Here is a 26,128-nt window from a genome sequence, read left to right as displayed (position 1 = left end):
GCGGCCAGGTGAAATGGCGAAGAGTGACTGGCGCCCGAGGGATTCCTGTGCTGTATCCACAGCCTGTGGACGCAGCGGGGTGAATGCAGCAGGGCCGATGCGCGTCCCACACAGAAGTGCGCCGCCGGAGTCCGCTACAGCTCCGGCGGCGCACGTATACGGGGCGGCCGGCCGCAGGAGGGCCGGCCGCCGGGGGCTCAGCCGATGTCGCGCCGGCGCAGGCCCGCCAGGCCGGCGAGGGCGAGCAGGGCGGAGAGGGCCAGCAGCCAGACGAACGGGGCGGCGGTGGCGTCGGTGCCGGGGAGCTTGGGGAGGTGGCTGTACGGCGAGAGGTTCATGGCCCACCGGGGGAGCTTGAGGGAGGGGCCGGCCCAGCCGATGGCCAGACAGCCGCCGACCAGGGCCCAGACGGCACCGGTGGCCTTGGGGAACAGGCCGAGGACGAGGACCGCCGGCCCGGTAAGAGTCCAGACGGCCGGGACCTGGGAGAGGGCGGCGGCCAGGACCGGGCCGAGCTTGCCGCCGAGGTCGTCGGCCGAGAGGCCGTAGGCGAGGCCCAGGCCCAGTCCGCCGGAGGCCAGGATGACGGCGGTGCCCGCGTACGCGAGGAGCAGATGGCTGCCCGCCCAGCGCAGCCGCCCCACCGCGCCGGCCAGCACCGGCTCCGCGCGCTCGGCGGTCTCCTCGCCGCGCAGCCGGAGCACCGCACCGGCCGCATAGAGCGCCGCGACCATGCCGAGCATGCCGGTCATCGTGGCCAGGAAGGCGTCGGTCAGGCCCTGCTGACCGCCCATCCGCTCGACGATCTCGCGGGTCTGCCGATTGCCGCCGACCAGGTCGGAGGCGCCCTCGGCGATACCGCCGAAGATCCCGCCCGCGCACAGGAAGCCGAGCGTCCAGCCCAGCAGCGTGGTGCGCTGAAGCCGCCAGGCCAGACCGAAGGGGCCGCTCAGGGAGCGTGGCGCGACGGCCGGCCCGGGGCGGGCGGGCAGGAAGCTCATGCCGAGGTCACGGCGGGCGGTCAGGGCGTAGGAGGCGAGGACGGCCAGGGCGGTCGCCGCCAGGAAGAGCAGGGCGATCCACCAGCGTTCGCCGGCGTACGGCCGGACGTTCTGTGCCCAGCCGATGGGGGAGACCCAGGTGAGGGGGGAGGCGGCCGACGGATCGGCGGCGTCGCCCGCGGCGCGCAGCGCGAAGGCGAGGCCGAGGGCCGCGCCGGTCAGCCCCTTGGCCAGCCGCGCGCTCTCGGTCAACTGGGCGGCGATGGCGGCCAGACCGGCGAAGAGCAGGCCGGTGCAGCCGATGGCGAGGCCGAGCGCGAGGGAGCCGGCGGCCGGCTGACCGGATCCGGCCAGTCCGCCCGCGATCATCAGGGCGAGCGCGGTGTTGGCGGCCAGGGCCGTCAGCAGGGCCGCGGTCAGTGGCGCACGGCGGCCGACCATGGCGGCGGAGAGCAGCTCCTGACGCCCCGTCTCCTCCTCCTCGCGGGTATGCCGGACGACGATCAGCAGGCTCATCACCGCGGCGAGGACGGCCCCGAGGCCGGCCATCCGCCAGGCGACCAGGCCACCGACGGAGTCGCTGAAGACCGGTCCGTACAGTGCGCGCATCGAGCCGTTGCCGTTCATCGACGCGGCCAGTCCGGCGCGTTGGGCGGCGGTGTCGTAGACCGCCTCGAAGGACGAGCCCATGGCGGCGACGGCCGGGCCGAGGGCCAGCACCCAGGCCGGGATCATCACCCGGTCGCGGCGCAGCGCGAGGCGCAACAGGGCACCGGTGCCCGCCAGATGACGGGAGCGGGCGGCGGGTGCGGGGAGGGGTGCGGCCACGGCGGTCATCGTGCGACCGCCTCGTGGCTGCGGGCGTCGTCCTGGTAGTGGCGCAGGAAGAGCTCTTCCAGGGTGGGCGGGGTGCTCGTGAGGCTGCGGACGCCGGAGGTGCCGAGCGAGCGCAGTACGGCGTCGAGCTTGTCGGTGTCGGCCTGGAGCCGGACGCGGTGGCCCGCGCTTCCCCGGAGCGGCTGCGTGGACAGGCCGTGGACGCCGGGGAGCGTAGCCAGGCCGTTGGGCGGTCCGGTGAGTTCGGCGACGACCGAGGTGCGGGTCAGATGCCGCAGCTCTGCCAGTGAGCCGGACTCGACGGTCCGCCCCTTGCGGATGATGCTGATGCGGTCGCAGAGCGCCTCCACCTCGGACAGCACATGGCTGGAGAGCAGCACCGTGCGGCCGCGGTCGCGCTCCTCGGCGACGCAGTTCTGGAAGACCTCCTCCATCAGCGGGTCGAGCCCGGAGGTCGGCTCGTCCAGGATGAGCAGCTCGACCTCGGGGGCGGAGGCGAACGCGGCGACCAGGGCGACCTTCTGACGGTTGCCCTTGGAGTACGTCCGCCCCTTCTTGGTGGGGTCGAGTTCGAACCGTTCCAGCAGCTCGGCACGCCGCGCGCCGTCCAGTCCTCCGCGCAGCCGGCCGTAGAGGTCGATGACCTCGCCGCCGGAGAGATTGCGCCACAGGGTCACGTCGCCGGGGACGTAGGCGATACGGCGGTGCAGCTCGACGGCGTCCTGCCAGGGGTCCTTGCCCAGGAGCCGGGCCGTGCCGCCGTCGGCGCGCAGCAGGCCGAGCAGGACGCGGATCGTCGTGGACTTCCCGGCGCCGTTGGGTCCGAGGAAGCCGTGTACCTCACCGGCCTCGACATGCAGATCGAGGCCGTCCAGGGCGTGGGTGCGGCCGAAGGACTTGCGGAGACCGTCGACCCGGATCGCGGGAGCGGGAGAGATTGCCTTGGTCATGCTTCGGAAATTACGCTTGATTCACAAATTTGTGAAGTTAAGAAAGCGTATAAAGTTGAGGTGGGTGGCTCTGATCAGGGGAGATGATGCGGATATGAGCGAGCAGCAACAGCAGAGCGCGGACCGGACCGAGGACGCCGCCCAGGATCCCGGCGACGTCACGCCCGAGGACAAGCGCGACGAAAAGCGCGACGTCGAGGCGGTCTCACAGTTCGTCGAGCGGTTCGCCGCGCAACTGGTCGAGGCCGGTATGCAGCGCATGTCCGCCCGTGTCTTCGCCTGTCTGCTGGCCTCCGACTCCGGCGTGCTGACGTCCGCCGAACTCGGCGAGCGCCTCCAGGTCAGCCCCGCCGCCGTCTCCGGCGCGATCCGCTACCTCTCCCAGGTCGACATGGTCAGCCGGGAGCGCGAGCCGGGCTCCCGCCGCGACCGCTACCGCGTGCACAGCGACCAGTGGTACGAGGCCATGGCGCGCCGGGACAACATCCTCACGCGCTGGGAGGGCACCCTGCGCGAGGGGGTCGAGAGCCTCGGCGAGGACTCCCCGGCGGGCCGCAGGATGAGCGAGACGCTCGTCTTCTTCGAGTTCCTCCAGGCGGAACTCGCCGGGATGCTGCAGCGCTGGCGCGAGCACCGCGACAAGCTGCGGGCCGAGTACGGCGACGCCGCCCGCTGAGGCGCGGCCCGGCGCTCACCCCCGCGGCAGCTGAAGCCGCCAGGCCGCCGGCTGGAGGGTCCACGTACGGGTCCTGACCGGTCCGCCGACCACCGCGTCCGCCCGGTAGTGGAAGTCCGCGCCGGACACCGTCACCGCCCGCGCCCGCGCCCGTACCGGCCGGCCCCCGCCCGGCCAGTGCACCACGACCTCGGCCAGCTGCCCGCCGTCACCGGCGCCGGACCACGGCCCGTCCGCCCGGTGCCGTCCGCCGGGCACCACCGACACCCCGCGCACCGGCCGGTCCAGGTCCGCCAGCAGCACCCCGTCCGCCTCGATCCGCAGCCGCTGCTGCGGCACCCGTGCGCGCCGCCCGCCCAGCCCCGCGGCCGGCGCCGCCAGCAGCGCCAGCGCCGTACGGGCGGTCCGCGCGGCCGGCTTCCACCACGGCCGGTGCCCGTCGAGGCCGCCGGTCAGGCCGTCGCGCCCCTCCAGGGCATCCATCGGATCCGCCGGCACCACCGAGGGGGCCGGCACCACCTCGATCCTGTGACCCTGCCGGGCCGCCTCGCTCCCGCAGGGGATCCGCAGTCCGCCGAGCACAATGCCGTCGCTGTCGTCCGTGAGCAGGTCCATCGGCCGCTCCCCGCCGTCCAGGACGGCCCGCGCGGCGGCCACCGTGTCCGTGGGGATGCCCAGGGCGCGGCTCATCGCGACGGCGGCCGGCGCCCCGACCGGGACCATCGACAGCGGCACCCCGGCCAGCTCGCGTTCCTTGTGCAGCAGGCCCACCACCCGCAGCAGCGCCCGGTCGTCACCGATCACCACCGGCCGCCGGTGGCCGCGCCGGGCCAGGATCCGCGCGAATTCCTCCGGCCCGTCCGGAAGGCAGATTTTCGCCCCCGCGCCCGCGCACAGGACATCCTTCGCGATCCGCACGGACTCACCGTCCGTACTGCGGGCGACCGGGTCGATGACCACGAGCAGGGGGTACCCCCGAACGGAGTCCACGGGAGAGTGCCCAGAAGGCTGCGCCGACACCTCGGTCCTTCCTCAGGTAGCATCTCGGTGCAAGAGCCCCTTGCGCTATTGCGCCAGGGGCTTCGTCTATTCCGGGGCACCGGTCCGACGGCTCTAGCGATGACGTCTGCGTGAACACGCACGCCGACGCCATCCACGCACGTTGGACATGCCCCGCCCGGAAGGGGTGTACGCCTGTGCCCGCACTTGTGCTGCTCGGTGCTCAGTGGGGTGATGAGGGCAAGGGAAAGGCCACCGATCTGCTCGGTGGGTCCGTTGACTATGTGGTGCGCTACCAAGGCGGCAACAACGCCGGCCACACGGTCGTCGTCGGCGACCAGAAGTACGCGCTGCACCTTCTCCCTTCCGGAATCCTCTCGCCGGGGTGCACCCCGGTCATCGGCAACGGTGTCGTGGTCGACCCGGCGGTCCTGCTCTCCGAGCTGAGCGGACTCAACGAACGCGGCGTCGACACGTCCAAGCTGCTGCTCAGCGGTAACGCGCATCTGATCACGCCGTACAACATCACCGTCGACAAGGTGACGGAACGGTTCCTCGGCAAGCGGAAGATCGGCACCACCGGGCGCGGCATCGGCCCGACCTACGCCGACAAGATCAACCGTGTCGGCATCCGGGTGCAGGACCTCTACGACGAGTCGATCCTCACCCAGAAGGTCGAGGCGGCCCTCGAGGTCAAGAACCAGCTCCTCACCAAGCTCTACAACCGTCGCGCCATCGAGGCCGACCAGGTCGTCGAGGAGCTGCTGGGCTACGCCGACAAGATCAAGGGCTATGTCGTCGACACCACCCTGATCCTGAACAAGGCGCTCGACGACGACAAGGTCGTCCTCTTCGAGGGCGGCCAGGGCACGCTGCTGGACATCGACCACGGCACGTACCCCTTCGTCACGTCCTCGAACCCGACCGCGGGCGGCGCCTGCACCGGTGCCGGTGTCGGCCCCACGAAGATCAACCGCGTCATCGGCATCCTCAAGGCCTATACGACGCGCGTCGGCGCCGGTCCGTTCCCGACCGAGCTGTTCGACGAGGACGGCGAGGCGCTGCGCCGCATCGGCGGCGAGCGCGGTGTGACCACCGGCCGGGACCGCCGCTGCGGCTGGTTCGACGCGGTCATCGCCCGCTACGCCACCCGCGTCAACGGTCTGACGGACTTCTTCCTCACCAAGCTCGACGTGCTCACCGGCTGGGAGCAGATCCCGGTCTGCGTGGCCTACGAGATCGACGGCAAGCGCGTCGAGGAGCTGCCGTACTCGCAGACCGACTTCCACCACGCCAAGCCGGTCTACGAGATGCTCCCCGGCTGGTCCGAGGACATCACCAAGGCGAAGTCGTTCTCCGACCTGCCGAAGAACGCCCAGGCCTACGTCAAGGCGCTGGAGGAGATGTCCGGCGCCCCGATCTCCGCGATCGGCGTCGGCCCCGGCCGGGACGAGACGATCGAGATCAACTCGTTCCTGTCGTAGGGACACCGCCCGGGGGACCTGCGCGGTCCCCCGGCACAGCGCAGCAGGCAGCCGCGCGGCTACTTCACCCTGGAGTAGCCGCGCGGCTGTTTGTCGTCGCCCAGGAACTCGCGGTGCAGGGTGCCGTCGCCGGCCAGACTGAGCACGGAGGTGCTGCTCGGTGTGCAGCCGGGCGCGGCCCGGTCGACGACCGACGGGCCGACGGTCAGCTTGCCGCCCTCCGCCGCGTAGAGGGCGGCGTGCGCCGTGCAGCGGCCGCCGCGGCCCACGACGACGGTGCTGAGGACCGTGCTGCCCGCCGGTGCCTGCTTGACGGTCAGCTGCTGGCTGCCGTAGCCGTCGTCGTTCGGCCGCCGCCAGGTGCCGAGGAAGCCGGCCGGGACGGTGCCGTCGGCCGGGGCGACGCGGTGCAGCGTCGCGGTGCGCCCGGCCGCGGCCCAGGTCAGGGTGCCGGCGCCGCCCTCCTCCAGGGTGTGCTCGCCCAGGGCTGCGCAGCGGCCGGCCGGGACGGACCGGACGACCGTGGTGTCCAGGTGCAGTGCCGGGTGCCCGTCCTGACGGGTGACGGACACCAGCTTGCCGTCGCTGCGGCATTCGTAGGTCGCCCCGAGGCTGGTGCTGTTCGCGACCACCTCGCCGACCGTGCCGTGGGTGATCACGAACCGCCGCTGCTGCCCGGTGGGCGTCCCGTCCCGCAGCACCGGCCCCGACCAGGTGCCGACATAGCGGGCCGGGATGTCGGACGCGCCGGCGTCGGCGTCCGCCCCGCCGCTCAGCAGCGGGACCGCGGCGGCGGCCGTGGCGGCCGCGACGACGGCCGTGGCGACGAGGGGGAGCCATCGACGGCGACGGCGTCGCTCCGCCGCGGTGGGCGGCGGGGGCGGCGCGGGACTCGGCAGGGTCCTGGTGGTCAGCACCGTCGGCGGCTGGCCTCCGGGCGGGGTGTCGGTGTCCAGGAGGAGCACGGCGTGCCGCCCCAGGCGGGCGATCAGTTCGGCCGGCAGCCAGGGCGGGGCCGACGGGCCGCCGGGCACCGGCCCGAGACGCTCGGCGAGCTCCCCGGGGGCGGGCCGCGCCGCCGGGTCCTTGGCCAGGCAGTCCCGGATCACGTCGCGGATGCCGTCCGGCGCGCCCGCCAGTTCGGGATCCTCCTGCGCGATCTTGAACATCACCGCATGGAAGCCCGAGCCGACGCCGCCGAACGGCTGGCGCCCGGTCGCCGCGTACGCCAGCACCGACCCCACACAGAAGACATCGCTGGCCGGGCCGACGCGGTGCCCCTGGACCTGCTCGGGCGACATGAAGGCGGGCGAGCCGAGGACCGTGCCGGTGCGGGTCTGGGTCTGGTCGCCGACCGCGTCCAGGGCCCGCGCGATACCGAAGTCGATGACCCGGGGGCCGTCGATGGTGAGCAGCACATTGGACGGCTTGAGGTCGCGGTGCACCAGGCCGACGCCGTGGATGTCGAGCAGCGCGCTGGACAGCCCGTACGCCAGCCGCCGCAGCGAGTGCTCCGGCAGCGGGCCGTAGCTGCCGGTGCGGCCGTACGAGCCGCCGACGACCTCGCTCAGCGTGGGGCCCGCGATATAGCCGGTGGCGACCCACGGCACCGCGGCCTCGGTGTCGGCGTCCAGCACCGGCGCGGTCCAGCGCCCGCCGACCCGCCGCGCGGCCGCGACCTCGGCACGGAAGCGGTCCCGGAACTCCTCCTCGACCGCGAGTTCGGCCTTCACCAGCTTCACCGCGACGGTCCTGCCGCCCTCGGAACGGGCGAGGTAGACCCGTCCCATCCCGCCGCTGCCGAGACGGCTGAGCAGCCGGTAGTCCCCGATCCACTGCGGATCGTCGGCCGTCAGCCCCCGCAGGCCGTCCATCCGGGCGCCCTCCCCCGTCTCGTTCCCGTGCCTGAGGCGCGTTCCGGCAGCAGGCGTCCCCTGAGCGTAGGCGGCCGGGGATCGCGCCATGGCCGACAGATCGTTACGACGGGAGAACGATCGGCCCATGACGGGGGAACGAACGGGGCGTTGACGACGGCTTTGGGGCGTCTCCCCGAGGGGCCTTTCTCCGAGGGGCCTCTCCCTCAGCCGCTCTTGCGGTACGACAGCGCCTTCCCGTCGGCGAAGGCGCGGCGCAGCTTGCCGTGCACCATCTCCAGAATGCTCGGCGAGCCGGGACGGCAGCTGTCGGTCGGTCCGTTGAGGACGGTGGAGGGGCCGAGGCGGACCGGGGGGCCGGCGTGGGCCAGGGGGGCGGAGAACTCGCAGCGGTAGGACTCCCCGCTCGCCGTCATCGTCAGCACGGTGTCACCGGCCTTGCCCTGAGTGAGCGTGAAGCGCCGGACCTCGGCGGTGGAGTCGTCGAGCGTCGCCTCCCAGGTGCCGAGGTAGTCCGCGGGAATCGGCCCGTTCGCGGTGTGCTGCCCCGCCCCCTGGGCCCTGCTGTCGCCTCCGGCACCGACCTTGGCGTCGACCGACCGTACGCCGTCGTCGTCCCCGTTCAGCAGGGTGTACGCGGTGGCCGCACCGGACCCGGCGAGCACCAGCGCGACCGCGGTGAGCAGGGCGGTGCCGGCGCCACGGCGCCGGGGCGCGGCGGGCGCCGGAGCCGCGGAACGGTGGTGTGCGGCGGTGGCGTGGGGCGGGTGCGACGCCGGACCCTGCGTCAGGGGAGACGGTGGCGGCGTCGCCGGGGCGGGGTCGGTTGCGGGCGTGGGCGAGACGGTGGTGGGACGCGCACACAGCCCGGGGTCCTCGGCGGCGGGCGACGACGATGCCACGGGCGGTGTGCCGGCCGGGCCCGTACCGCCCGGGGCGCTCTCCCCGCTCTGTGGGTTCTCCGCCTCCAGCAGTTCCACGGCGTGCCGGCCCAGCCGGACGGTCAACGCCCCCGGCAGCCACGGCTCGTCGTCCGCGCCCGGCCCGCCCCCGTCACCGCCGCCCACCGCCTGCGCCACCAACTGCGCGGGCGTGGGCCGCTGCCCGGGGTCCTTGGCCAGGCAGCCGGCGATCAGTTCGCGCAGCCCCTCGGGCACCGCGGAAAGGTCGGGCTCCTCCTGGGTGATGCGGAACATCACCGCGTGCACGACGCTGTCGGCCGTTCCGAACGGATGCCGCCCGGTCGCCGCGTACGCCAGCACGGACCCGAGGCAGAAGACGTCGCTGGCCGGGGTGAGCGGTGCGCCGCGCACCTGCTCCGGCGACATGAAGCCCGGCGATCCGACCGTCGCGCCGGTATGCGTCACGCCACCGACGGGGGCCGCCTCCAGCGCCCGTGCGATGCCGAAGTCGATGACCCGCGGCCCGTCGATGGTGATCAGGACATTGGACGGCTTGAGGTCGCGGTGGATGATTCCGGCGGCATGGATCGACCCCAGAGCACGGGCCAGTCCGGCGGCGAGGATCCGTACCGTCCGCTCGGGCAGCGGGGTGCCGCGGCCGACGACCTGTTGCAGGGACGAGCCGGCGATATAGCCCGTGGCGACCCAGGGGGTCTCGGCCTCGGTGTCCGCGTCCAGCACGGGCGCGGTCCACTCCCCGCCGACCTGCCGCGCGGCCCGCACCTCCCGCCGGAAGCGCGTCCGGAACTCCTCCTCGCCGGCCAGCTCCGCACGCACCAGCTTGACCGCGACCGTCCGGCCGCGATCCGAACGGGCCAGGAACACCCGCCCCATGCCGCCCTCGCCGAGCCGCCCGATCAGGCGGTAGTCCCCGATCCGCCGCGGATCCTGCGCACCCAGTGGCGTCAGCCCTGGCTGCCCCCCGCGCCCCGGCCACCCCTGCTGCTCCGGCTGTCTCGGCCGTCCTGCCTCTTCCACGATCGGTCGCCCTTTCCCCCGAGTCCGCCCTGCGGGCGAGGAAGCGCAGGCGCATGCACACACGGGCCGCCCCGCCCCTCCCTCCGCAGTTGAGGATATCGAGGGAACCTCGGCACCCGGCAGACCGGCGTCCCCTCACGCCTCCGTGCCGGACAGCTCGTCCAGCGCCGCCGACAGCTCCTCCAGCGCCGCCGTGACCCGGCGGAAGTCGCCCGGTCCGCCCAGCTGTTCGCCCAGGCGGGCGGCGAACTCCGCATGGCCGGGGGTGATCCGGGCGACGACCGCCCGGCCTTCGTCGGTGGGGGCGAGAAGTTTGGCGCGACGGTGCGCGGGATTGGGCCGGTATTCGGCCAGACCGCGGTCCACCAAGAGGTCGGCGATGCGCTGCACGCTCTGGCGGGTGATGCCCATCGCGCGGGCGATACCGGCGACGGGGAGCGGCTCGGGCAGTACGGCGCCCAGGACCTGCCACCAGGCGGCGGTCAGTCCGGCCGGGCCCGCGAGTCCGTCCGCGACGGAGAGGAACTGGCCGTTGAGCCGGAAGACGGCGAGGGCGGTACGGCTGAGGAGTTCGGGGGCTCGGGGTTCGCCGGGCGGGGGGCCGGAAGGCCGGCGTCCGGCGGGCCTGGCCGCGCTCATACGGTCTCGGCTCCGGCCTCGGCTCCGGCCTCGGAGCGGGCCGCCTCCGCCGCCATCAGGAGGGGGAAGGCGGTGGCGTCGGAGTGGGCGAACAGGCGGTACCAGGCGTCCAGCACCGACGGCTCCATGACGTCGAGTTCGGCGAAGATCTCACGGGCGAAGGCCACCGGCTCGGTCGGTCCCGCGGTGATCAGACCGCGGTCGCGCACCGCGGCGGCCTCCCGGTAGTGGCCGCCGCCCCGGTAGTGGGGCTGCACGGCGAGGTACGGGGCGGCGCCGCTGGTGTGCGGACGGTCGTCCAGCAGGCCCTCCCGGGCGAGTCCCGCGGTCGCGCCGCAGGTGGCGGCGACCGGCACCCCGGCCGTCAGGAACTCGCGGGCCTTGGCCGCGAACGGCGCCAACTCCTCTCCGGGGTCCCACAGTTGGGCGCCGGGAAGGACCAGCAGCGCACTGTCCTCGGGGCGCAGCGCGTCGAGCGCGAGATACTCAAGGGTGTCGTCCGGGTGGCCCTCTGGATGCCCCCCGGATGCCCCGGATGCCCCCTAGGGCCGCCGGTGGCCGGGACGCGACGGTCGTGGATGTCTGTTTCCGCGTCCCGGAACTTTCCCGGGGCGCGGAACGTCGTACGCGTACCTCGCCACCACGGCGGCCGTATGCACACCTCGTCCGCACACCTCGTACGCGCACCACGGACAGCACGCCACGACAACGGAACAGCGCGCCCCCCGGTCCCGCACGTCCCCCGTCCCCGCCCGCTGTCTGCCCGCCAAGGAGACCGTGTGAATCCCGCCGTACGTGCCCTCGCCCGTGCCGCCATGGCCGCGCGCCCCGTGCCGCTCGCCGACGTCCAGGCACGGGCCGAACTCCTCGCCCGTTTCGACCGCCGCTATCTCGTCCCGGTCGAGGTCTTCGCCGCCTTCGCGGCCGAACTCACCGACCACCGCAGGCCGGGCGGCCCGTTCGCGGCCCTGTGTATCAACGGGCGCCGCTGGTTCCGCTATCGCTCCGTCCACTACGACACCCCTGACCTGCGGTTGTTCCATGACCACCGGCAGGGCCGACGGCTGCGCTACACGATCCGCGAGCGGCTGTACGAGGACACCGGGGAGCGGCAGTTCGAGATCAAGCTGACGGGGCGGCGCGGCGAGACGGTCAAGCACCGGCAGCCGCTGCTGCCGGGCGACCCGGCCCTCGGCGCGGCCCCGCGCGGCTTCCTCGCCTCCGTACTGGACCGCGCCTACGGCATCGACGCCCCCACCGACCTGGGCCGCGCGCTGGAGACCGACTACACCCGGGCCACCCTCGTCGCCGACGGCCGGCGCATCACCTGTGACGCGGCGCTGCACTGCCGGGACCTGGAGTCGGGCCGCACGGTCCGCGCCGACGGCGGCCTGGTCCTCGTCGAGACCAGGACCACCGGCCGCCTGACCGAGGCGGACCGGCTGCTCGACGGGTACGGCGTGCAGGCCGCCGCGTTCGGCAAGTACTGCGGAGGCCTGTCGGCGCTGCGCCCGGACCTGACCGCCGACCACTGGCGCCGAGCCGTACGCACGGCCTTTCCCGCGGCCGTCTGACGGCGGGTGCCGCGGTCGCTGTCCGACGGCGGGTGCCCAGGCGCTGCACGGGCCTTCCGCGGCCGCCTGGCAGCCGCCACCCGGCCACCCCCCAGCCCGGCCCCGACCCCTGGAGTTTCCTACAGCCCGTAGACATTCTGTCCGTGCGCGTGGTGAGCGCCATACACAGTGTCGGTACCGGTCGGCGGACCGTGATCCCTAGGCTGAGGGCGTTCGCCGCGCCCATCCCCCGGCGGACCCGAGCGACCCGATCCGAGGTACTGACCGTGACCCAGACGCATCCCGCTGCCTCTGCCGCCGACCCGGCCGCCGGCGCCGCCGTGAAGGCCGCCGACCGCGCGCACGTCTTCCACTCCTGGTCCGCGCAGGGCCTGATCGACCCGCTGCCGATCGCCGGCGCCGAGGGCTCGTACTTCTGGGACTACGACGGCAACCGTTACCTCGACTTCTCCTCGCAGCTGGTGAACACCAACATCGGCCACCAGCACCCCAAGGTCGTCGCGGCGATCCAGGAGCAGGCCGCGAAGCTGTGCACCATCGCGCCCGGCTTCGCCGTGGACGTCCGGTCCGAGGCCGCGCGGCTGGTCGCCGAGCGCACCCCCGGCGACCTCGACAAGATCTTCTTCACCAACGGCGGCGCGGAGGCCGTGGAGAACGCGGTCCGGATGGCCCGGCTGCACACCGGCCGCGCCAAGGTGCTCTCCGCCTACCGCTCGTACCACGGTGCCACCGCCACCGCGATCAACCTGACCGGCGACCCGCGGCGCTGGCCCTCCGACACCGCCTCGGCCGGTGTCGTGCACTTCTGGGGCCCGTTCCTCTACCGCTCCGCCTTCCACGCCGAGAACGAGCAGCAGGAGTGCGAGCGCGCCCTCGCGCACCTGGAGCAGACCATCGCCTTCGAGGGCCCGCAGTCGATCGCGGCGATCATCCTGGAGACCGTCCCCGGCACCGCCGGGATCATGGTCCCGCCGGCCGGCTACCTCGCCGGCGTCCGGGAGATCTGCGACCGCCACGGCATCGTCTTCATCCTCGACGAGGTCATGGCGGGCTTCGGCCGTACCGGCAAGTGGTTCGCCGCCGACCACTTCGGCGTCACCCCCGACCTGCTGACCTTCGCCAAGGGCGTCAACTCCGGCTATGTCCCGCTGGGCGGCGTCGCGATCAGCGCCGAGATCGCCGCGACCTTCGACCAGCGCCCCTACCCGGGCGGTCTGACCTACTCCGGCCACCCGCTGGCCTGCGCCTCCGCCGTCGCCACCATGAACGCGATGGCCGAGGAGCGGATCGTGGAGAACGCCGCCGAGATCGGCGAGCGGGTCATCGGCCCCGCGCTGCACGAGATCGCCGAGCGCCACCCGTCCGTCGGCGAGGTCCGCGGCATGGGCGTCTTCTGGGCGCTCGACCTGGTCAGGAACAAGGAGACCCGCGAGCCGCTGGTCCCCTACAACGCCGCCGGCGCCGCCAACGCCCCGATGGCCGAATTCGCCGCGGCCTGCAAGCGCGGCGGGCTGTGGCCGTTCGTGAACATGAACCGCACGCATGTCGTCCCGGCCTGCACGGTCACCGAGGCCGAGGCCAAGGAAGGCCTCGCCGCCCTCGACGAGGCACTGGCGGCGGCCGACGCCCACACCGTCTGAGCCCGCCGGGCGACGCGTCCGGGGAGCGGAACCGCAGGTCACGGCCGTGGTACGGGACGGACCAACGGTAACCTCGGGCGGCAGCCAGGAGCGGCCCTCGCCTATCGTGGGCGGGGGCCGCTCCCATCTGCGCGGTCAGCGACGTCGAAGGAGACGCACACGATGGCCGCCGGCGGAGACAGCTCAGTCATACGACGCAGCACCCTGCGCCAGCAGATCGCCGAGGCACTGCGCGACGAGGTCCTGGCAGGCCGGCTGCCGTCCGGCCACCCCTTCACCGTCAAGGAGATCGCCGAGCAGTACGGCGTCTCCGCCACCCCGGTGCGCGAGGCGCTGCTCGACCTGTGCGCGCAGGGCCTGCTCGACGTCGAACAGCACCGCGGCTTCAAGGTGCACGCCTTCACCGCCGACGACTTCCGCGCCATGGTCGAGGCCCGCACCCTGATCATCGAGGGCATCTTCCGCAGCGGCGCCGACCGGGCGCTGCGCGAGACCCCCGCCGAGGTGCTGATCTCCATCCGGCGCCGCGCCGACGAGGCCGAACGGGCCGCGCGGGGCGGCGACCTGGACGTCCTGATCGGCTACGACCTGCGGTTCTGGCGCGAGTTGAGCAGCATCGTGAACAACGCCTACATCAGCGACTTCCTGGACCGGATCCGCGTCCAGACCTGGATGTTCGCGGTACCGCTGCTGCGCCGTGAGGGCGACCTCAGGGGCCATCTGTGGCAGGGCCACAGCGCGCTGGCCGACGCCCTGCTCCAGCACGACCTGGCCGCGGCCCAGCGGCTGATCGCCGAGTACAACGAGCACTCCCTCGCTCTCGTCGGAACGCGCGGCTAGCACTACGCTGTCCCGACCATCGGCCGTAATGGGCCGTACCCGTAGCTGTACGTGCGCCGGCGTCCCTGTTCCCGACCGGAAGCGAGACCGCACTCGTGGCATGTGACCTGTGGCTGGTACCCCTCGTCGATGTGCTGTGCCACAGCCCCGACAACCCGTTCTCCGAAGAGATCGCCGCCTACGACAAGGCCCTGACGGAAGCGGGCCTGCCACCGGTCCCGGTCTTCAGCTACATGCCCGGCCTGTCCGGTGACGTCGCCCCGGTCGCCGGCTTCGACTACGACGCCCTGCACTTCCTGCGCCGCGCCTACCTGCTGCGGCTGTGCAACCTGGAAGTGACACCGGTCGACGAACTGGGCGGCGACTACGAGCAGTTGCTGGAGATGTTCGAGGCCACCGCGCAGCAGTCCCATCTGGTGTGGCACTACGACCACGCGGGCGCCTACGTCCCGGTCGACTTCCCGCATCCGCTCGCCAACGAGCAACTGCTGGAGGGCGGCGGCCCGCTGGGCTCCTCGCACGGCCTGCTGCGCGACCTCGAACTGGTTGCGCCATCCCTCGGTATCGATCCGGCCAATCCGCCGGCCGCCCCCGCGCCGCCGGCCGGCCCCACCTCTCTGGAGGAGCGGGCGGGCGCGGTGCCCCTGGACGACAGCCCGTTCGCCAGGGAGCGGCACGTGTGGCTCGGCCTGCATGCGGCCGCCACCCGAAGCCTGGGCCAGGGCTCCATGATCGTCTTCAGCTGACCCTGCATCCCACCACGCACCGTTTCCACCCACGGCCCACATCCCACCCACCACGGGAGTGACGGGCCGGAGGGGCCGGTATGGGGGACGTAAAGCGAAGCAGTCCCCCACACCGGCCCCCCCGGCCCGTCACCGCACCCACAGCCCCGCGCAGCGGACCCGGCCCGCCGCAGGCGCAACGGCGAGAAACCACCACGGCGCAGCAGCCGAAAACGTGGGAAGCACCCCAAGCGCTCAGCGCGGGGACTCCGGCGGCCGCTGCCGCGGCATGTTCGGGCGGGCACCGGGCGGCGGCAGCAAGAACCGTCCCGGCTGCCCCGTGCCCTCCTGCCGCGCCGCCGCCCACGGCACCACCGACTGCGTGGCCTGCGGCACCGGACCGGCCCGGAACTCCGCCATCCAGTCCGCCGTCTCGGCCCGCACCAGCTCCCCGAGGTCCTCGTTGAACCGCCGCAGCACGCCCAGACAGCGCTCCGCCGCCTCGCCCGCCGTGCCCTCGGCCGGCCCGAGCACCTCGCGCACACTCTCCACCGCCCAGTCGAACTGAAGCGCCTCCAGCCGCCGGTGGATCGCCTGGGCGGTTGCCAGGTCCCGCATCCAGCCGGCGGTCACCCCGAAATACCGGTCGCAGCCCACGCACACCGCCGCCAGCAGCAGCGACAGAGCACCCCAGGGCGCCCCGCCCTCCCAGATCCCGGCCAGATCCAGCAGCGGAAGCACCCCGCCCCCCGTCACCCCGGCCGCCACACCCAGCCGCAGCGCCCGCGCGCCGCGGCGCTTGGCCAGCCGGCCGCGCAGATACCAGTCCGCGGCGCGCAGTGCGCCCTGCTCGGTCCAGAGATAGAGCGCGTCCAGGCGGTCGGCCGGTTCCCCCCAGTCACCGAGCGGAAAGACCCGCCCCGCGAGATCCCTCCGGCCGCGGCCCCGGCTGCCGCTCTCCCGGATGGGGCTGCCGCCCTCCCGAGGGGGCCCCTCGGGCTGCATCTCCGGATGACTCACCCGTGCACTCCCTCTCTCTGCTCTCCACGGATACGTGCGGTGCATGCGTGACGTGTGACGTACGAGACGGCCGTTGCGCACAGCTCCCTTCCTACCGCCGAACGGCTGGCGTCGGCCCCACGATCACGCTCTTTCCGCCCGGAAGTGGTGCGGGATCGGATATAAGGCCACCCGGGATCTCACCCGAAAGAGTTGCCACCGCGGCGACGCACGGTTTCCAGCCGCCCCGGGCCCGTCCGCCGCCCGGACCCGGCCGACGTCCGGCCGCCCGGCGCTCTCGTCTAGGCTGCCACCGTGAAGGTCCTCGTCATCGGCGGCGGCGCCCGCGAACACGCCCTGTGCCGCTCTCTGTCCCTCGACCCCGACGTCACCGCGCTGCACTGCGCTCCCGGCAACGCCGGCATCGCCGAGGTGGCCGAATTGCACGGGGTCAACGCCCTCGACGGCACGGCCGTCGCCGAACTCGCCGCCGGCCTGGCGGCCGATCTGGTCATCGTCGGACCCGAGGCCCCCCTGGTGGCGGGCGTCGCGGACGCCGTACGCGACCGCGGCATCCCGGTCTTCGGCCCCTCGGCCCAGGCCGCCCAGCTGGAGGGGTCCAAGGCCTTCGCCAAGGACGTGATGGCCGCCGCGGCCGTCCCCACCGCCCGCAGCTATGTCTGCACGACCCCGGCCGAGGTCGACGTCGCCCTCGACGCCTTCGGCCCGCCGTACGTCGTCAAGGACGACGGCCTGGCGGCCGGCAAGGGCGTCGTGGTCACCGAGGACGTCGACGAGGCCCGTGCGCACGCGCTGGCCTGCGACCGCGTGGTCATCGAGGAGTTCCTCGACGGGCCCGAGGTCTCGCTCTTCGCGATCACCGACGGCGAGACCGTCGTCCCGCTCCAGCCCGCCCAGGACTTCAAGCGCGCCTACGACGGCGACGAGGGCCCCAACACGGGCGGCATGGGCGCGTACAGCCCGCTGCCCTGGGCCGACCCCAAGCTGGTCGACGAGGTGATGGACACCGTCCTCCAGCCCACCGTCGACGAGCTGCGCCGCCGCGGCACCCCCTTCTCCGGGCTGCTCTACGCGGGCCTGGCGATCACCTCCCGCGGGGTGCGCGTGATCGAGTTCAACGCGCGCTTCGGCGACCCGGAGACCCAGGTCGTGCTGGCCCGCCTCAGGACCCCGCTCGCCGGACTGCTGCTCGCCGCGGCCACCGGCACCCTCGCCGCCCTCCCGCCGCTGCGCTGGAGCGACGGCGCGGCGGTCACCGTCGTCATCGCCTCCCACAACTACCCGGACACCCCGCGCACCGGCGACCCGATCGACGGGCTCGCCGACGTCGCGGAGCAGGACGGCCCCAAGGCGTACGTCCTGCATGCCGGCACCAAGCGCGACGAGGCCGGCGCGGTGCTCAGCGCGGGCGGCCGGGTGCTGTCCGTGACCGCCACCGGCTCCGACCTCACCACCGCCCGGCAGCGCGCCTACCGCGCCGTCGGCCGGATCTCCCTGGACGGCTCGCAGCACCGCACGGACATCGCCGCCAAGGTCGCGGACGCGGCGGCCGAGGAGCAGGGCGCGTAGCACCTGTCGGGTCCTGCTCCTCCGCCGGACAGGGCCCGTCGCGCGCAGCACGTGCGGACGCGCACGGCGCGGCCGCTCCGGTCTGTGACATCTCTCCAGGGGCATATGCCACATACGGTGACATATGCCCCTGTCCTTCCGGTGCAGACCGGGCCGAGGCGTCCACCGCCCACGCCTGCCCGCCGCAGGTTCCCGGCTTTGCCCAAAGCCATTCCATCGAGTGACCGCACCAGGTATACGGCTGACGAGGCCCGCACCCCCAACTAGGGTGCCGCGCAAGCGTCCTGTGGCCGCCGGGCCGGAATCCGGCACGGTTGCCACGGTGGCGTCCGGCAAGTGGCTCACCGGCATTGCGATGTCAGTGGCCGGTGCCACAGTGGTGGTGGAGCGCCCTCGCTCCACACACCGCGCACTTCTCGTACGTCCGTCCCGTGTTCTCTCCGTCCGGCTCCATCAGGACAGCAGGGGGTGTACAGGCTCGTGGCAAGTCCGGAAACAGGCGTCCTGGCGGCGCGTGCCCGCGCCCTCGCCGTGCTGCGTATCCGCAGCACCGCACTGGCCGTCGCACTGCTGCCGGCGGCCGTGGCCGTGGTGCTGTTCGCCGGCCGGGCGAGCGGCCATCTCGGCGCGGGTACCGGCTGGGACCTCGCCCGCTGGATCGCCGGCTCTCTCGCGGTGCTCAGCCTGCTCCTGGCCGCGCTGGTCGCCCTCGTCGTCGCGCGCGCCAGACCCGCGCTCAGCCCGTCCGTGCCGATCTCCGAGAAGTCGGCCCCCGATCTCTACCGCCTCGTCCGCGATCTCGCCGACCGCCTTGAGGTCCCCGCGCCCTCGGCCATAGCGCTCACCCCGGACTGCGACAGCTGGCTGGAGGACCGTACGCACCGCGCCCACGGCCCGCCGCGCCGCAGCACGGGAGCGGCCCGCGGTGAAGCACGCCGCACGCCCGAGGCGCCGGTCCTGGTCATCGGCTCCCCTTTCCTGTGGTGGATGCGGGTGGCCGAGCTGCGCGCCCTGCTGGCCCCCGTCGTCGCCGGCACCGGTCCGTCCGCCCATCCCGACATAGCTGCCGCCCGCCGCTTCATCCGCGGCCTGGATGCCGCCGTCGCCGTCGCGGCCCGCGCCCGCGGCCCGCTGCGCGCGCTCCCGCTCCGCTTCGTCGGCCGGGTCGCCCGGCTGCTGCTGCGCGCCGGCCGCGAACACGCCACGATCATGGAACGCGCCGTGGCGGCCGCCGCCTCCGAGCGTGCCCAGACCGTCGACTACGGCCTGCGGATCGTCGCCCAGGAACAGGTCGGCCTCGCCTACGCGGGCTGGGACCGGCTGCTGACCCGGGTCGCGCTGCCCGCCTGGCGGATGGGCCGCTGGCCCTCCCGGCTGGACGCCGGTGTGGTCTCCGCGCTCACCGAACTCTCCCGCCGCGACCGCCTGGCCAACGGCTTCGCCTCCCGCCTCGGCGAGCGCCCCGCCTGCGACCTCCTGGAGGAGCCCGGCGCCATCGACCGTGCCGCCTCCCTGCTGGCCGCCCGCCTCTTCCACGGCGGCCCGGCCGAACCGGGCCCCGACTGGTCACCGGTCGGCTGGGGCCAGTACCCGGAAGAGGTCGTGGACCGGAAGTGGCGCCTGGAGGCAGCCCGACTCCACCGCGTCCTCGACAACCTCCCGGCGACCGCGCTCCCGGCGACCGCGCTCCCGGCGGCCCCGCCGACGTCGGCGGCCCCCGCCCCGCACCCCGCCTCCGCCCCGCCCCTCTCGTACGCCCGCTCCGCCCCCCGTACGCCCGCAGACCGGTCGCCTGCCGACCACCACCCCACCGCCGACCGGCCCGCCGGCCCGTCCTCCGCCGACCGCTCCGGTGACCGGCCGGCCGCACCGGCCCCGGGCCCGACGCTGGCCCGCGTCATCGACCGGCTCGCCCAGGACGAGCGGGCGGGCGATCTGGTCGCCGCCCGGCTGGGCGCGGAGGTCGAGCGAGAGGAACGCGAGGAGGCCGCCCGCCAGGCCGCCCGTGGCGGCTCGGCGCAGGACGCCACCGTCGGCGTGGCCTGGGGTGACGGCATGGTGGCCGAGGGCGGTCTGCCGCTGTTCCCGCTGCAACCGCCCCGTACGGGCCGCGAACTCCTCGCCGACCACGTCACCGCCATGGTCTGCTGTGCGGCCGTCGACACCGCCGGTGCCGCCCCCGGCCTGGACTGGCTCGACGGCCCGGCGCTGCTGGTCGACGGCGCCCGCCGCGCCGACCTCGGCCGTCCGGTGCTCAGCCTGGTCGACGACGGCGATGCGGAGCCGCTCCGCGGATGGCTGACGACGGTGGGCGTACGCCCCGAGAAGCCGGTCCGGCTGGTATGACCGGTAAGCCGCACTTATCCGCCGTGCGGGGGCCGGGGCAGACGCCCCGGACCTCCCGCGCCACCGGCTGAATGTTCCCTTCCAGTTCGCATTTCGGGGGCGGCACCCTCTAAATTCACGACGAAGGGTGACGAAGTGAGTGCGTAATGTGATGTGCTGGGGGATGGCCGGCCGGGTTAGCCCGACCGGGCGCAGCACCGGCCCGATCGGCCGCGGCCGAACGGGGACGCGGGAGGGGAGTGGAAGGTGGCGACGGATCAGATCAGGCGCTGGGAGTCGGGCGCGCTCGCCCACGCGGTCACGGACCCGTTCGGACAGGGCCCGCTGCCCTGGCTGCGCGGCAGCGAGAACTACTTCGACTCCGGCCGCATCATTCCCTGGTACGTCGACCCCGCCGTCGCCCAGGGCGATCTGCGGGTGCCCGCCCCCAGCAAGCACAACGGCCCGCGTACCGCCGACGACGTGCACCGCCAGATCAAGGGCTTCGCCGGTCCGGGCGCGGTGGCTCCCGGCGAGGCCATCGACTTCCGTGTCTCGGTCGATCCGCCCCAGCCGTTCAACATCGACATCTACCGCATCGGCCATTACGCGGGCGCCGGCGCCTCCAAGATCACCAACAGCCCCCGGCTGGCCGGCATCGTCCAGCCGCCCCCGCTGACGGCCGACCGCACGGCCTCCTGCCACCACTGGTGGCTGTCCTGGCGCCTTCAGGTCCCCACGTACTGGCAGCTCGGCGCGTATGTCGCCGTGCTCACCACCGCCGACGGCCGCTACCGCTCCCACATCCCCTTCACGGTCCGCGACAACCAGCCCGCCGACCTCCTCCTGCTGCTGCCCGACATCACCTGGCAGGCCTACAACCTCTACCCGGAGGACGGCCGGACCGGCGCCAGCCTCTACCACGCCTGGGACGAAAAGGGCGCCCTGCTCGGCGAAGGGGACGCCGCCACCACCGTCTCCTTCGACCGCCCCTACGCCGGCGCGGGACTGCCCCTCCATGTCGGCCACGCCTACGACTTCATCCGCTGGGCCGAGCGCTACGGCTACGACCTCGCCTACGCCGACGCCCGCGATCTGCACGCCGGCCGCGTCGACCCGTCCCGCTACCGCGGCCTGGTCTTCCCCGGCCACGACGAGTACTGGTCGGTGCCCATGCGCCGTACGGTCGAGCACGCCCGCGACAACGGCACTTCCCTCGTCTTCCTCTCCGCCAACACCATGTACTGGCAGGTCGAACTCTCTCCGACCCCCTCGGGTGCGGAGTCCCTGCTGCACTGCCGCAAGCGCCAGGGCCCCGGGCGTCCCGCCCTCTGGCGGGAGCTGGGCAGCCCCGAACAACGACTGATGGGCATCCAGTACGCCGGCCGGGTCCCCGAGCCGGCCCCCCTGGTCGTCCGCAACGGCGCGCACTGGCTGTGGGACGCCAGCGGTGCCCACGAAGGCGACGAACTCCCCGGCCTGGTCGCCGGCGAGGCCGACCGCTACTTCCCGCGCACCAACCTCCCCGAGCACACCGAACGCATCCTGCTCGCCCACTCCCCCTACCGCGACAGCGAAGGCGCCCGTCGCCATCAGGAGACCTCCCTCTACCGCGCCCCCAGCGGCGCCTGGGTCTTCGCCTCCGGCACCTTCGCCTGGTCCCCCGCCCTCGACCGCCCCGGCCATGTCGACGAACGCGTCCAACGCGCCACCGCCAACCTCCTCGACCGCATTTGCAAACGCGACTGAGTCCGGCCGCCTGCCGGTAACCGCCGTACCGCGCTCGCCCGCACGCGCCGTACCGCGCTCGCCCGCACGCGCCGTACCGCGCTCGCCCGCACGCGCCGTACCGTGCTCGCCCGTACCCGCCGTACCGTGCTCGCCCGTACCCGCCGTACCGTGCTCGCCTGGCCGTCCGTAACCGCCGTGCCGCGCCCGCCCGGCCGGGCCGCGGCCACCCTCGTGCCGATCGCCCTCCGGGGCACCCGGACCACCGCCTGACGCACGCCTCCACCGGTGCACCCGGCCCCCGCCCGTCACCACCGGCCCGCGTAAGGGAGAATCGAGATGACTCCTGGATCAACCTACGCGGAGGAAGCGTGCCCGGTTTTGTAGAAAAGCCTGAGCCGGTGGAGGTTCCCGGGCTCACCCACCTTCACACCGGCAAGGTGCGCGACCTCTACCAGAACGCCGCCGGCGATCTGATCATGGTCGCCAGCGACCGCACCTCCGTCTACGACTGGGTGCTGCCCACCGAGATCCCCGAGAAGGGCCGCATCCTCACCCAGCTGTCCCTGTGGTGGTTCGAGCAGCTCACCGACCTGGTCCCGCACCACGTCATCTCCACCGACGTCCCGGCCGGTGCCCCCGCCGACTGGGCGGGCCGCACCCTGGTCTGCAAGTCGCTGCGGATGGTCCCCGTCGAGTGTGTGGCCCGCGGCTACCTCACCGGCTCCGGCCTCGCCGAATACCGGCAGACCCGTACGGTCTGCGGGCTGGCCCTCCCCGAAGGCCTGGTGGACGGCTCCGAGCTCCCCGCGCCGATCTTCACCCCGGCCACCAAGGCTGCCGTCGGCGACCACGACGAGAACGTCTCCTACGAGGAAGTCGCCCACCAGGTCGGCCCCGAGGTCGCCGCCCAACTGCGGCAGACGACCCTCGCCGTCTACGGCCGGGCCCGCGACATCGCCCGCGAGCGCGGCGTCATCCTGGCGGACACCAAGTTCGAGTTCGGCTTCGACGGTGAGCAGCTGACCCTGGCCGACGAGGTCCTGACGCCCGACTCCTCGCGCTTCTGGCCCGCCGACCTGTGGCAGCCGGGCCGCGCCCAGCCGTCCTTCGACAAGCAGTTCGTCCGCGACTGGCTGACCTCCCCGGCCGCGGACTGGGACCGTACGGGCGAGCTGCCGCCCCCCGCCCTCCCGCAGGAGATCGTCGAGAGCACCCGCGCCAAGTACGCCGAGGCCTACGAGCGCCTCACGGGCCTGCGCTGGTCGTGACCCTCCTCCGGCCCGGGTGTGCACCCGGGCCGGAGCACCGGTCTCCGGGCCGGGCGCCCCGGCGCAGCGCCCCGGCACACGAAAAGGCCCCGGTCGGCATCACTACCGACCGGGGCCTTCTCTTCTGAGCGGACGACGAGGCTCGAACTCGCGACCTCAACCTTGGCAAGGTTGCGCTCTACCAACTGAGCTACGTCCGCATGCTCCGTGCACAGCTCCTGGAATCAGTCGCCGCCGCGCGGTGCGGGCACCACTATAGCCAACCTCGCTCGCGGGCGAGGCGCGCCGCGGCATGGCGGTTCTCCGCGCCCAGCTTCGCGGTCGCCGACGAGAGGTAGTTCCGCACCGTCCCCGGCGACAGCGACGCCCGCTCCGCGATCTCCATGACCGGCGCCCCGTCCTCGGCGCATTCCAGCACCTCCGCCTCCCGGACCGTCAGCGGTGACTCCCCGGCGCTGATGGCGTCCGCCGCCAACTCCGTGTCCACATAACGGTTTCCGGCGTGGACCGTACGTATGATCTCCGCCAGCCTCTGCGCCGACACCGTCTTCGGCACGAACCCCCGCACCCCGGCCTCCAGCGCCCGCTTCAGATGCCCCGGCCGCCCATGACTCGTCACGATCATGGACTGGCACCCCGGCACCTCACCCCGCAACGATGTGGCCACCGCCACACCGTCCGCCCCCGGCATCTGCAGATCCAGTACCGCCACGTCCGGCTCGTGCGCCCGTGCCATCGCCCGAGCCTCCGGCCCCGATGCCGCCTCGGCCACCACCAGCAGATCGTCCTCCAGCGACAACAACGCCGCCAGCGCCCCCCGGATCAGATGCTCGTCATCCGCGAGCAACACCCGGATCATGCTGCCCTGCACCCCGTCGCTCACCCGCCACCCACCTCTCCACCCACCTCTCCAGCCACCGCGAACCCCCGCACCGAGCCGTTTACCCCCTCGCCCCTACTCACTCCCTGGCCCCTACCCCGTCGCCGCTCCCATGGGTAGTTCGACGGTCAGACGGTAGGAACCGTTCAGGACCGGGCCCGAGGTCAGGGTGCCGCCCAGGGGGTGGAGCCGCTCCCGCAGTCCCTTGAGGCCGCTGCCGGGGAGCGAGCCGCTGGCGGCGGGCGGCGGGTGGGTGACGCCGTCGTTCTCCATGATCATCACGAGCACCGAGCGGTGCGCATCGATCCGGGTCCGCACCGCACAGCGCCGCACCTCGGCGGCATGCCGCAGGACGTTCGTGGTGCCTTCGCGGACGACCCAGCCGAGCGCCGACTCCACCTCGGGCGGCAGCTGTGTCTCCTCCTCGCCCTCGATACGGCAGTCCACTCCGGCCGCCCGCAGGATGGAGCGGGCCCCGGCCAACTCCGCCTGCAGATCGGCCCTCCGGTAACCACGCACCACCTCCCGTACCTCCCGCTGGGACTCCTGGGCGATCCGCTGCACCTCCACCATCTGCTCCGCGGCCTCCGGCCGTTCCCGCCGGGCCAGCTGGACCGCCAGCTCGCTCTTCAGGGCGATCACCGCCAGATTCCGGCCCATGACATCGTGCAGATCGCGGCCGAACCGCAGCCGCTCCTCGGCGACCGCGAGCCGTGTCTCGATGCTGCGCGCCGCATCCAGCTTCCGGACCGCGGCGAGTATCCAGCCCGTGGGCCGCGTCGTCCCGAGGCTCCATACGCCGGCGAAGACCAGCAGGACCGCCAGGCCCAGCGAGCCCAGCCAGGATCCCGTGAGCAGGGCGAGCAGCAGGAGGAGCCCCGTCGCGGCGCCGGCCAGCGCCGCAAGAAAGCTCCGCTTGGACACCACCAGACTGTGAGCCATGAAGAACGGTGTGAGGCTCGCGCCGATCGCCAGGGCCACCGAGCTCAGTCTTTCCTTGTCGGCCGTTCCCTGGACCGCTATCAGCGCGCACAGCGCGATCTCGGCGGCGAGGGTCAGCACACCCGAGACGACCAGCAGGCCGCGCGGTGTCGTCCCCAGCTTCAGATAACGGTCCAGAGCCCGGTTCAACAGCGGTACGGCCAGTACGCCCTGCACCACATTCAGAACAACGGCGACAGTGGCCAAAGCGACCGGCAACGGCCTCCCCCCTGTGTTGCCCATAACGGGCGCCACCCCACCCAACACGGGAAGCCAGGGGAGGGCGTAGAGAGTCCAGCGGAAGTACGCGTCGACCATGCCCACCTGGCCCCGCCGCTGCCAGGCCGCCCGTAGCCGTCCGATCATGCGCTGCTCGCCCCCGTCGTGCCGATAGCTCTGCGTTGCTAGCGCCGCGGCTCCCACTGGAACCACCGCTGCACAGCCAACAGCGCGAGCCCGCTCCAGGCCAGGCCGGTAATCAGCTGCCCCACCGTCTGCTTGACGCCCTCGCCCCCGGCCCAGCCTGCCCGTATCAGCTCCATCGCAGGTGACAGCGGGAGGACTTCGAGGAAGGCGGCGACGTTCTTCGGAAGGACGTCCAGCGGAACCATCATCCCGGACCCGGCCAGCGACACCAGCATGAAGGGCAGCACGGTCAGCTGAGCGGACTCGGCCGACTTCGCGAAGGCCGAGGACGCCGCGGCGAGCCCGACGGCCACGGCCAGGCCCAGCAGCACTCCGGCGATCAGGAGATGCGGCGCGGTGGGCAGACCGGTGCCCAGCGCCGGACTGCCGGCGACGACGAGGAGCGCGCACTGCGCCAGCCCCAGCAGTACCGAGGGGAGCGCGGTGCCCGTCAGTATTTCCAGATCCCGCAGCTCTCCGGTACGCAGCCGTTTGAGCACGAGTTCCTCGCGCCGGGCGACATAGGCGGCGGTGAGGTTGGAGTAGACGGAAAAGATCAGAACGCAGCCGAGAGTGCCGGGCAACAGCACCGTTCCGAGCGACAGTCCCATGCCGGCCAGGTTCGTCGAGCTGGCCGCCCGCTGCATGGCGAACGCCATGACAATCGGCATGATCAGCGAGGTGTACAGCGCGGTCTTGTTGCGGCCGAGAAGCGTCAACTCGGCTCGCCCCAGGGAGAGTAGACGGCCCACAGTGCGCGTTTCCACGGG

The 26,128-nt window shown here is 73.2% G+C and carries 21 protein-coding genes, 1 tRNA gene and 1 pseudogene; 11 read left to right on the top strand and 12 right to left on the bottom strand.

The window, feature by feature from the left end; translation table 11 throughout:
- Window positions 1-197: 197 nt before the first annotated feature.
- On the bottom strand, window positions 198-1,838 hold the full coding sequence (locus K7C20_RS17795) for an ABC transporter permease (protein ID WP_053210144.1): 1,641 nt from the start codon (window positions 1,836-1,838) through the stop codon (window positions 198-200).
- The gene (locus K7C20_RS17790) at window positions 1,835-2,788 is read right to left on the bottom strand and encodes an ABC transporter ATP-binding protein (RefSeq protein WP_030086144.1); all 954 of its coding nucleotides are present in this window, start codon (window positions 2,786-2,788) and stop codon (window positions 1,835-1,837) included. Before K7C20_RS17790 ends, K7C20_RS17795 begins: the two co-directional genes overlap by 4 nt.
- 94 nt (window positions 2,789-2,882) lie before the next feature.
- Here K7C20_RS17790 and K7C20_RS17785 point away from each other — a divergent pair, with 94 nt between their 5' ends.
- Window positions 2,883-3,464: a GbsR/MarR family transcriptional regulator gene (locus K7C20_RS17785; RefSeq protein ID WP_030086145.1), complete on the top strand. Its 582-nt coding sequence runs from the start codon at window positions 2,883-2,885 to the stop codon at window positions 3,462-3,464.
- Between the two features lie 15 nt (window positions 3,465-3,479).
- Here K7C20_RS17785 and K7C20_RS17780 read toward each other — a convergent pair whose 3' ends face one another.
- Window positions 3,480-4,424 (bottom strand): diacylglycerol kinase catalytic domain-containing protein, encoded by a 945-nt coding sequence (locus K7C20_RS17780; RefSeq protein ID WP_053210150.1) that lies wholly within the window; start codon window positions 4,422-4,424, stop codon window positions 3,480-3,482.
- Between the two features lie 236 nt (window positions 4,425-4,660).
- On the opposite strand from K7C20_RS17780, the gene K7C20_RS17775 reads away from it, so the two are divergent.
- Window positions 4,661-5,947, top strand: a complete 1,287-nt coding sequence (locus K7C20_RS17775) for an adenylosuccinate synthase (protein WP_053210145.1) — start codon at window positions 4,661-4,663, stop codon at window positions 5,945-5,947.
- Window positions 5,948-6,006: 59 nt separating this feature from the next.
- Here the strand turns inward: K7C20_RS17775 and K7C20_RS17770 are convergent, their stop codons facing one another.
- From K7C20_RS17770 to K7C20_RS17755, 4 genes and pseudogenes are all read right to left on the bottom strand, one after another.
- Window positions 6,007-7,821: a serine/threonine-protein kinase gene (locus K7C20_RS17770; protein ID WP_053210146.1), complete on the bottom strand. Its 1,815-nt coding sequence runs from the start codon at window positions 7,819-7,821 to the stop codon at window positions 6,007-6,009.
- A gap of 206 nt (window positions 7,822-8,027) precedes the next feature.
- Complete coding sequence (locus K7C20_RS17765) at window positions 8,028-9,692, bottom strand: serine/threonine-protein kinase (protein ID WP_053210151.1); 1,665 nt, start codon at window positions 9,690-9,692, stop codon at window positions 8,028-8,030.
- A 204-nt stretch (window positions 9,693-9,896) separates the two neighbouring features.
- The gene (locus tag K7C20_RS17760) at window positions 9,897-10,400 is read right to left on the bottom strand and encodes a MarR family winged helix-turn-helix transcriptional regulator (RefSeq protein WP_048830011.1); all 504 of its coding nucleotides are present in this window, start codon (window positions 10,398-10,400) and stop codon (window positions 9,897-9,899) included.
- Window positions 10,397-10,882: pseudogene (locus tag K7C20_RS17755) on the bottom strand (DJ-1/PfpI family protein); the annotation flags it as partial. The gene K7C20_RS17760 and the pseudogene K7C20_RS17755, both read right to left, overlap by 4 nt.
- Window positions 10,883-11,179: 297 nt before the next feature.
- Here K7C20_RS17755 and K7C20_RS17750 point away from each other — a divergent pair.
- The 4 genes from K7C20_RS17750 to K7C20_RS17735 all read left to right on the top strand — a co-directional run bounded on the left by K7C20_RS17750 (window position 11,180) and on the right by K7C20_RS17735 (window position 15,200).
- Complete coding sequence (locus K7C20_RS17750) at window positions 11,180-11,974, top strand: polyphosphate polymerase domain-containing protein (protein ID WP_053210147.1); 795 nt, start codon at window positions 11,180-11,182, stop codon at window positions 11,972-11,974.
- A gap of 260 nt (window positions 11,975-12,234) precedes the next feature.
- Window positions 12,235-13,614, top strand: coding sequence for an aspartate aminotransferase family protein (locus K7C20_RS17745; RefSeq protein WP_400846740.1), 1,380 nt, complete (start codon window positions 12,235-12,237; stop codon window positions 13,612-13,614).
- A gap of 162 nt (window positions 13,615-13,776) precedes the next feature.
- Entirely contained in the window at window positions 13,777-14,454 is a 678-nt protein-coding gene (locus K7C20_RS17740; protein ID WP_030086168.1) for a GntR family transcriptional regulator, read from the top strand.
- A 95-nt stretch (window positions 14,455-14,549) separates the two neighbouring features.
- On the top strand, window positions 14,550-15,200 hold the full coding sequence (locus K7C20_RS17735) for a hypothetical protein (RefSeq protein ID WP_030086170.1): 651 nt from the start codon (window positions 14,550-14,552) through the stop codon (window positions 15,198-15,200).
- Window positions 15,201-15,434: 234 nt separating this feature from the next.
- On the opposite strand, the gene K7C20_RS17730 is transcribed toward K7C20_RS17735, so the two are convergent.
- On the bottom strand, window positions 15,435-16,199 hold the full coding sequence (locus tag K7C20_RS17730; RefSeq protein ID WP_030086172.1) for an SLATT domain-containing protein: 765 nt from the start codon (window positions 16,197-16,199) through the stop codon (window positions 15,435-15,437).
- A gap of 294 nt (window positions 16,200-16,493) precedes the next feature.
- Between K7C20_RS17730 and purD the strand changes: the two genes are divergently transcribed.
- The 5 genes from purD to K7C20_RS17705 all read left to right on the top strand — a co-directional run bounded on the left by purD (window position 16,494) and on the right by K7C20_RS17705 (window position 23,092).
- On the top strand, window positions 16,494-17,768 hold the full coding sequence (gene purD / locus K7C20_RS17725; protein WP_030086174.1) for a phosphoribosylamine--glycine ligase: 1,275 nt from the start codon (window positions 16,494-16,496) through the stop codon (window positions 17,766-17,768).
- A 480-nt stretch (window positions 17,769-18,248) separates the two neighbouring features.
- Window positions 18,249-20,114 (top strand): hypothetical protein, encoded by a 1,866-nt coding sequence (locus K7C20_RS17720; protein ID WP_246655309.1) that lies wholly within the window; start codon window positions 18,249-18,251, stop codon window positions 20,112-20,114.
- 246 nt (window positions 20,115-20,360) lie between these two features.
- Window positions 20,361-21,842, top strand: a complete 1,482-nt coding sequence (locus K7C20_RS17715) for a N,N-dimethylformamidase beta subunit family domain-containing protein (protein ID WP_030086180.1) — start codon at window positions 20,361-20,363, stop codon at window positions 21,840-21,842.
- Window positions 21,843-21,944: 102 nt separating this feature from the next.
- The gene (locus K7C20_RS17710) at window positions 21,945-22,094 is read left to right on the top strand and encodes a hypothetical protein (RefSeq protein ID WP_160328777.1); all 150 of its coding nucleotides are present in this window, start codon (window positions 21,945-21,947) and stop codon (window positions 22,092-22,094) included.
- Between the two features lie 98 nt (window positions 22,095-22,192).
- Window positions 22,193-23,092, top strand: a complete 900-nt coding sequence (locus K7C20_RS17705; protein ID WP_030086184.1) for a phosphoribosylaminoimidazolesuccinocarboxamide synthase — start codon at window positions 22,193-22,195, stop codon at window positions 23,090-23,092.
- 127 nt (window positions 23,093-23,219) lie between these two features.
- On the opposite strand, the gene K7C20_RS17700 is transcribed toward K7C20_RS17705, so the two are convergent.
- From K7C20_RS17700 to K7C20_RS17685, 4 genes are all read right to left on the bottom strand, one after another.
- A tRNA-Gly gene (locus tag K7C20_RS17700) sits at window positions 23,220-23,292 on the bottom strand.
- A gap of 53 nt (window positions 23,293-23,345) precedes the next feature.
- Complete coding sequence (locus tag K7C20_RS17695) at window positions 23,346-23,951, bottom strand: response regulator transcription factor (protein ID WP_030086186.1); 606 nt, start codon at window positions 23,949-23,951, stop codon at window positions 23,346-23,348.
- Between the two features lie 114 nt (window positions 23,952-24,065).
- Window positions 24,066-25,172 (bottom strand): sensor histidine kinase, encoded by a 1,107-nt coding sequence (locus K7C20_RS17690; protein ID WP_245171858.1) that lies wholly within the window; start codon window positions 25,170-25,172, stop codon window positions 24,066-24,068.
- A gap of 185 nt (window positions 25,173-25,357) precedes the next feature.
- Window positions 25,358-26,125 carry an ABC transporter permease gene (locus K7C20_RS17685; protein WP_342452600.1) on the bottom strand — a complete coding sequence of 256 codons (768 nt, stop codon included), beginning with the start codon at window positions 26,123-26,125 and terminating at the stop codon, window positions 25,358-25,360.
- Window positions 26,126-26,128 lie beyond the last annotated feature (3 nt).

It is taken from the genome of Streptomyces decoyicus (assembly GCF_019880305.1).
GTDB lineage: Bacteria > Actinomycetota > Actinomycetes > Streptomycetales > Streptomycetaceae > Streptomyces > Streptomyces decoyicus.
The sequence above is the reverse complement of the archived record's forward strand: the minus strand, read 5'-3'. Positions and strand labels throughout refer to the sequence as shown.

What these genes read in the sequence shown, in the direction of transcription:
- K7C20_RS17785 (WP_030086145.1), top strand. Translation starts at nt 2,883, where the DNA reads ATGAGCGAGCAGCAACAGCAGAGCGCGGACCGGACCGAGGACGCCGCC.
- K7C20_RS17790 (WP_030086144.1), bottom strand. Translation starts at nt 2,788, where the DNA reads ATGACCAAGGCAATCTCTCCCGCTCCCGCGATCCGGGTCGACGGTCTC.
- K7C20_RS17695 (WP_030086186.1), bottom strand. Translation starts at nt 23,951, where the DNA reads ATGATCCGGGTGTTGCTCGCGGATGACGAGCATCTGATCCGGGGGGCG.
- K7C20_RS17760 (WP_048830011.1), bottom strand. Translation starts at nt 10,400, where the DNA reads ATGAGCGCGGCCAGGCCCGCCGGACGCCGGCCTTCCGGCCCCCCGCCC.
- K7C20_RS17770 (WP_053210146.1), bottom strand. Translation starts at nt 7,821, where the DNA reads ATGGACGGCCTGCGGGGGCTGACGGCCGACGATCCGCAGTGGATCGGG.
- K7C20_RS17795 (WP_053210144.1), bottom strand. Translation starts at nt 1,838, where the DNA reads ATGACCGCCGTGGCCGCACCCCTCCCCGCACCCGCCGCCCGCTCCCGT.
- K7C20_RS17740 (WP_030086168.1), top strand. Translation starts at nt 13,777, where the DNA reads ATGGCCGCCGGCGGAGACAGCTCAGTCATACGACGCAGCACCCTGCGC.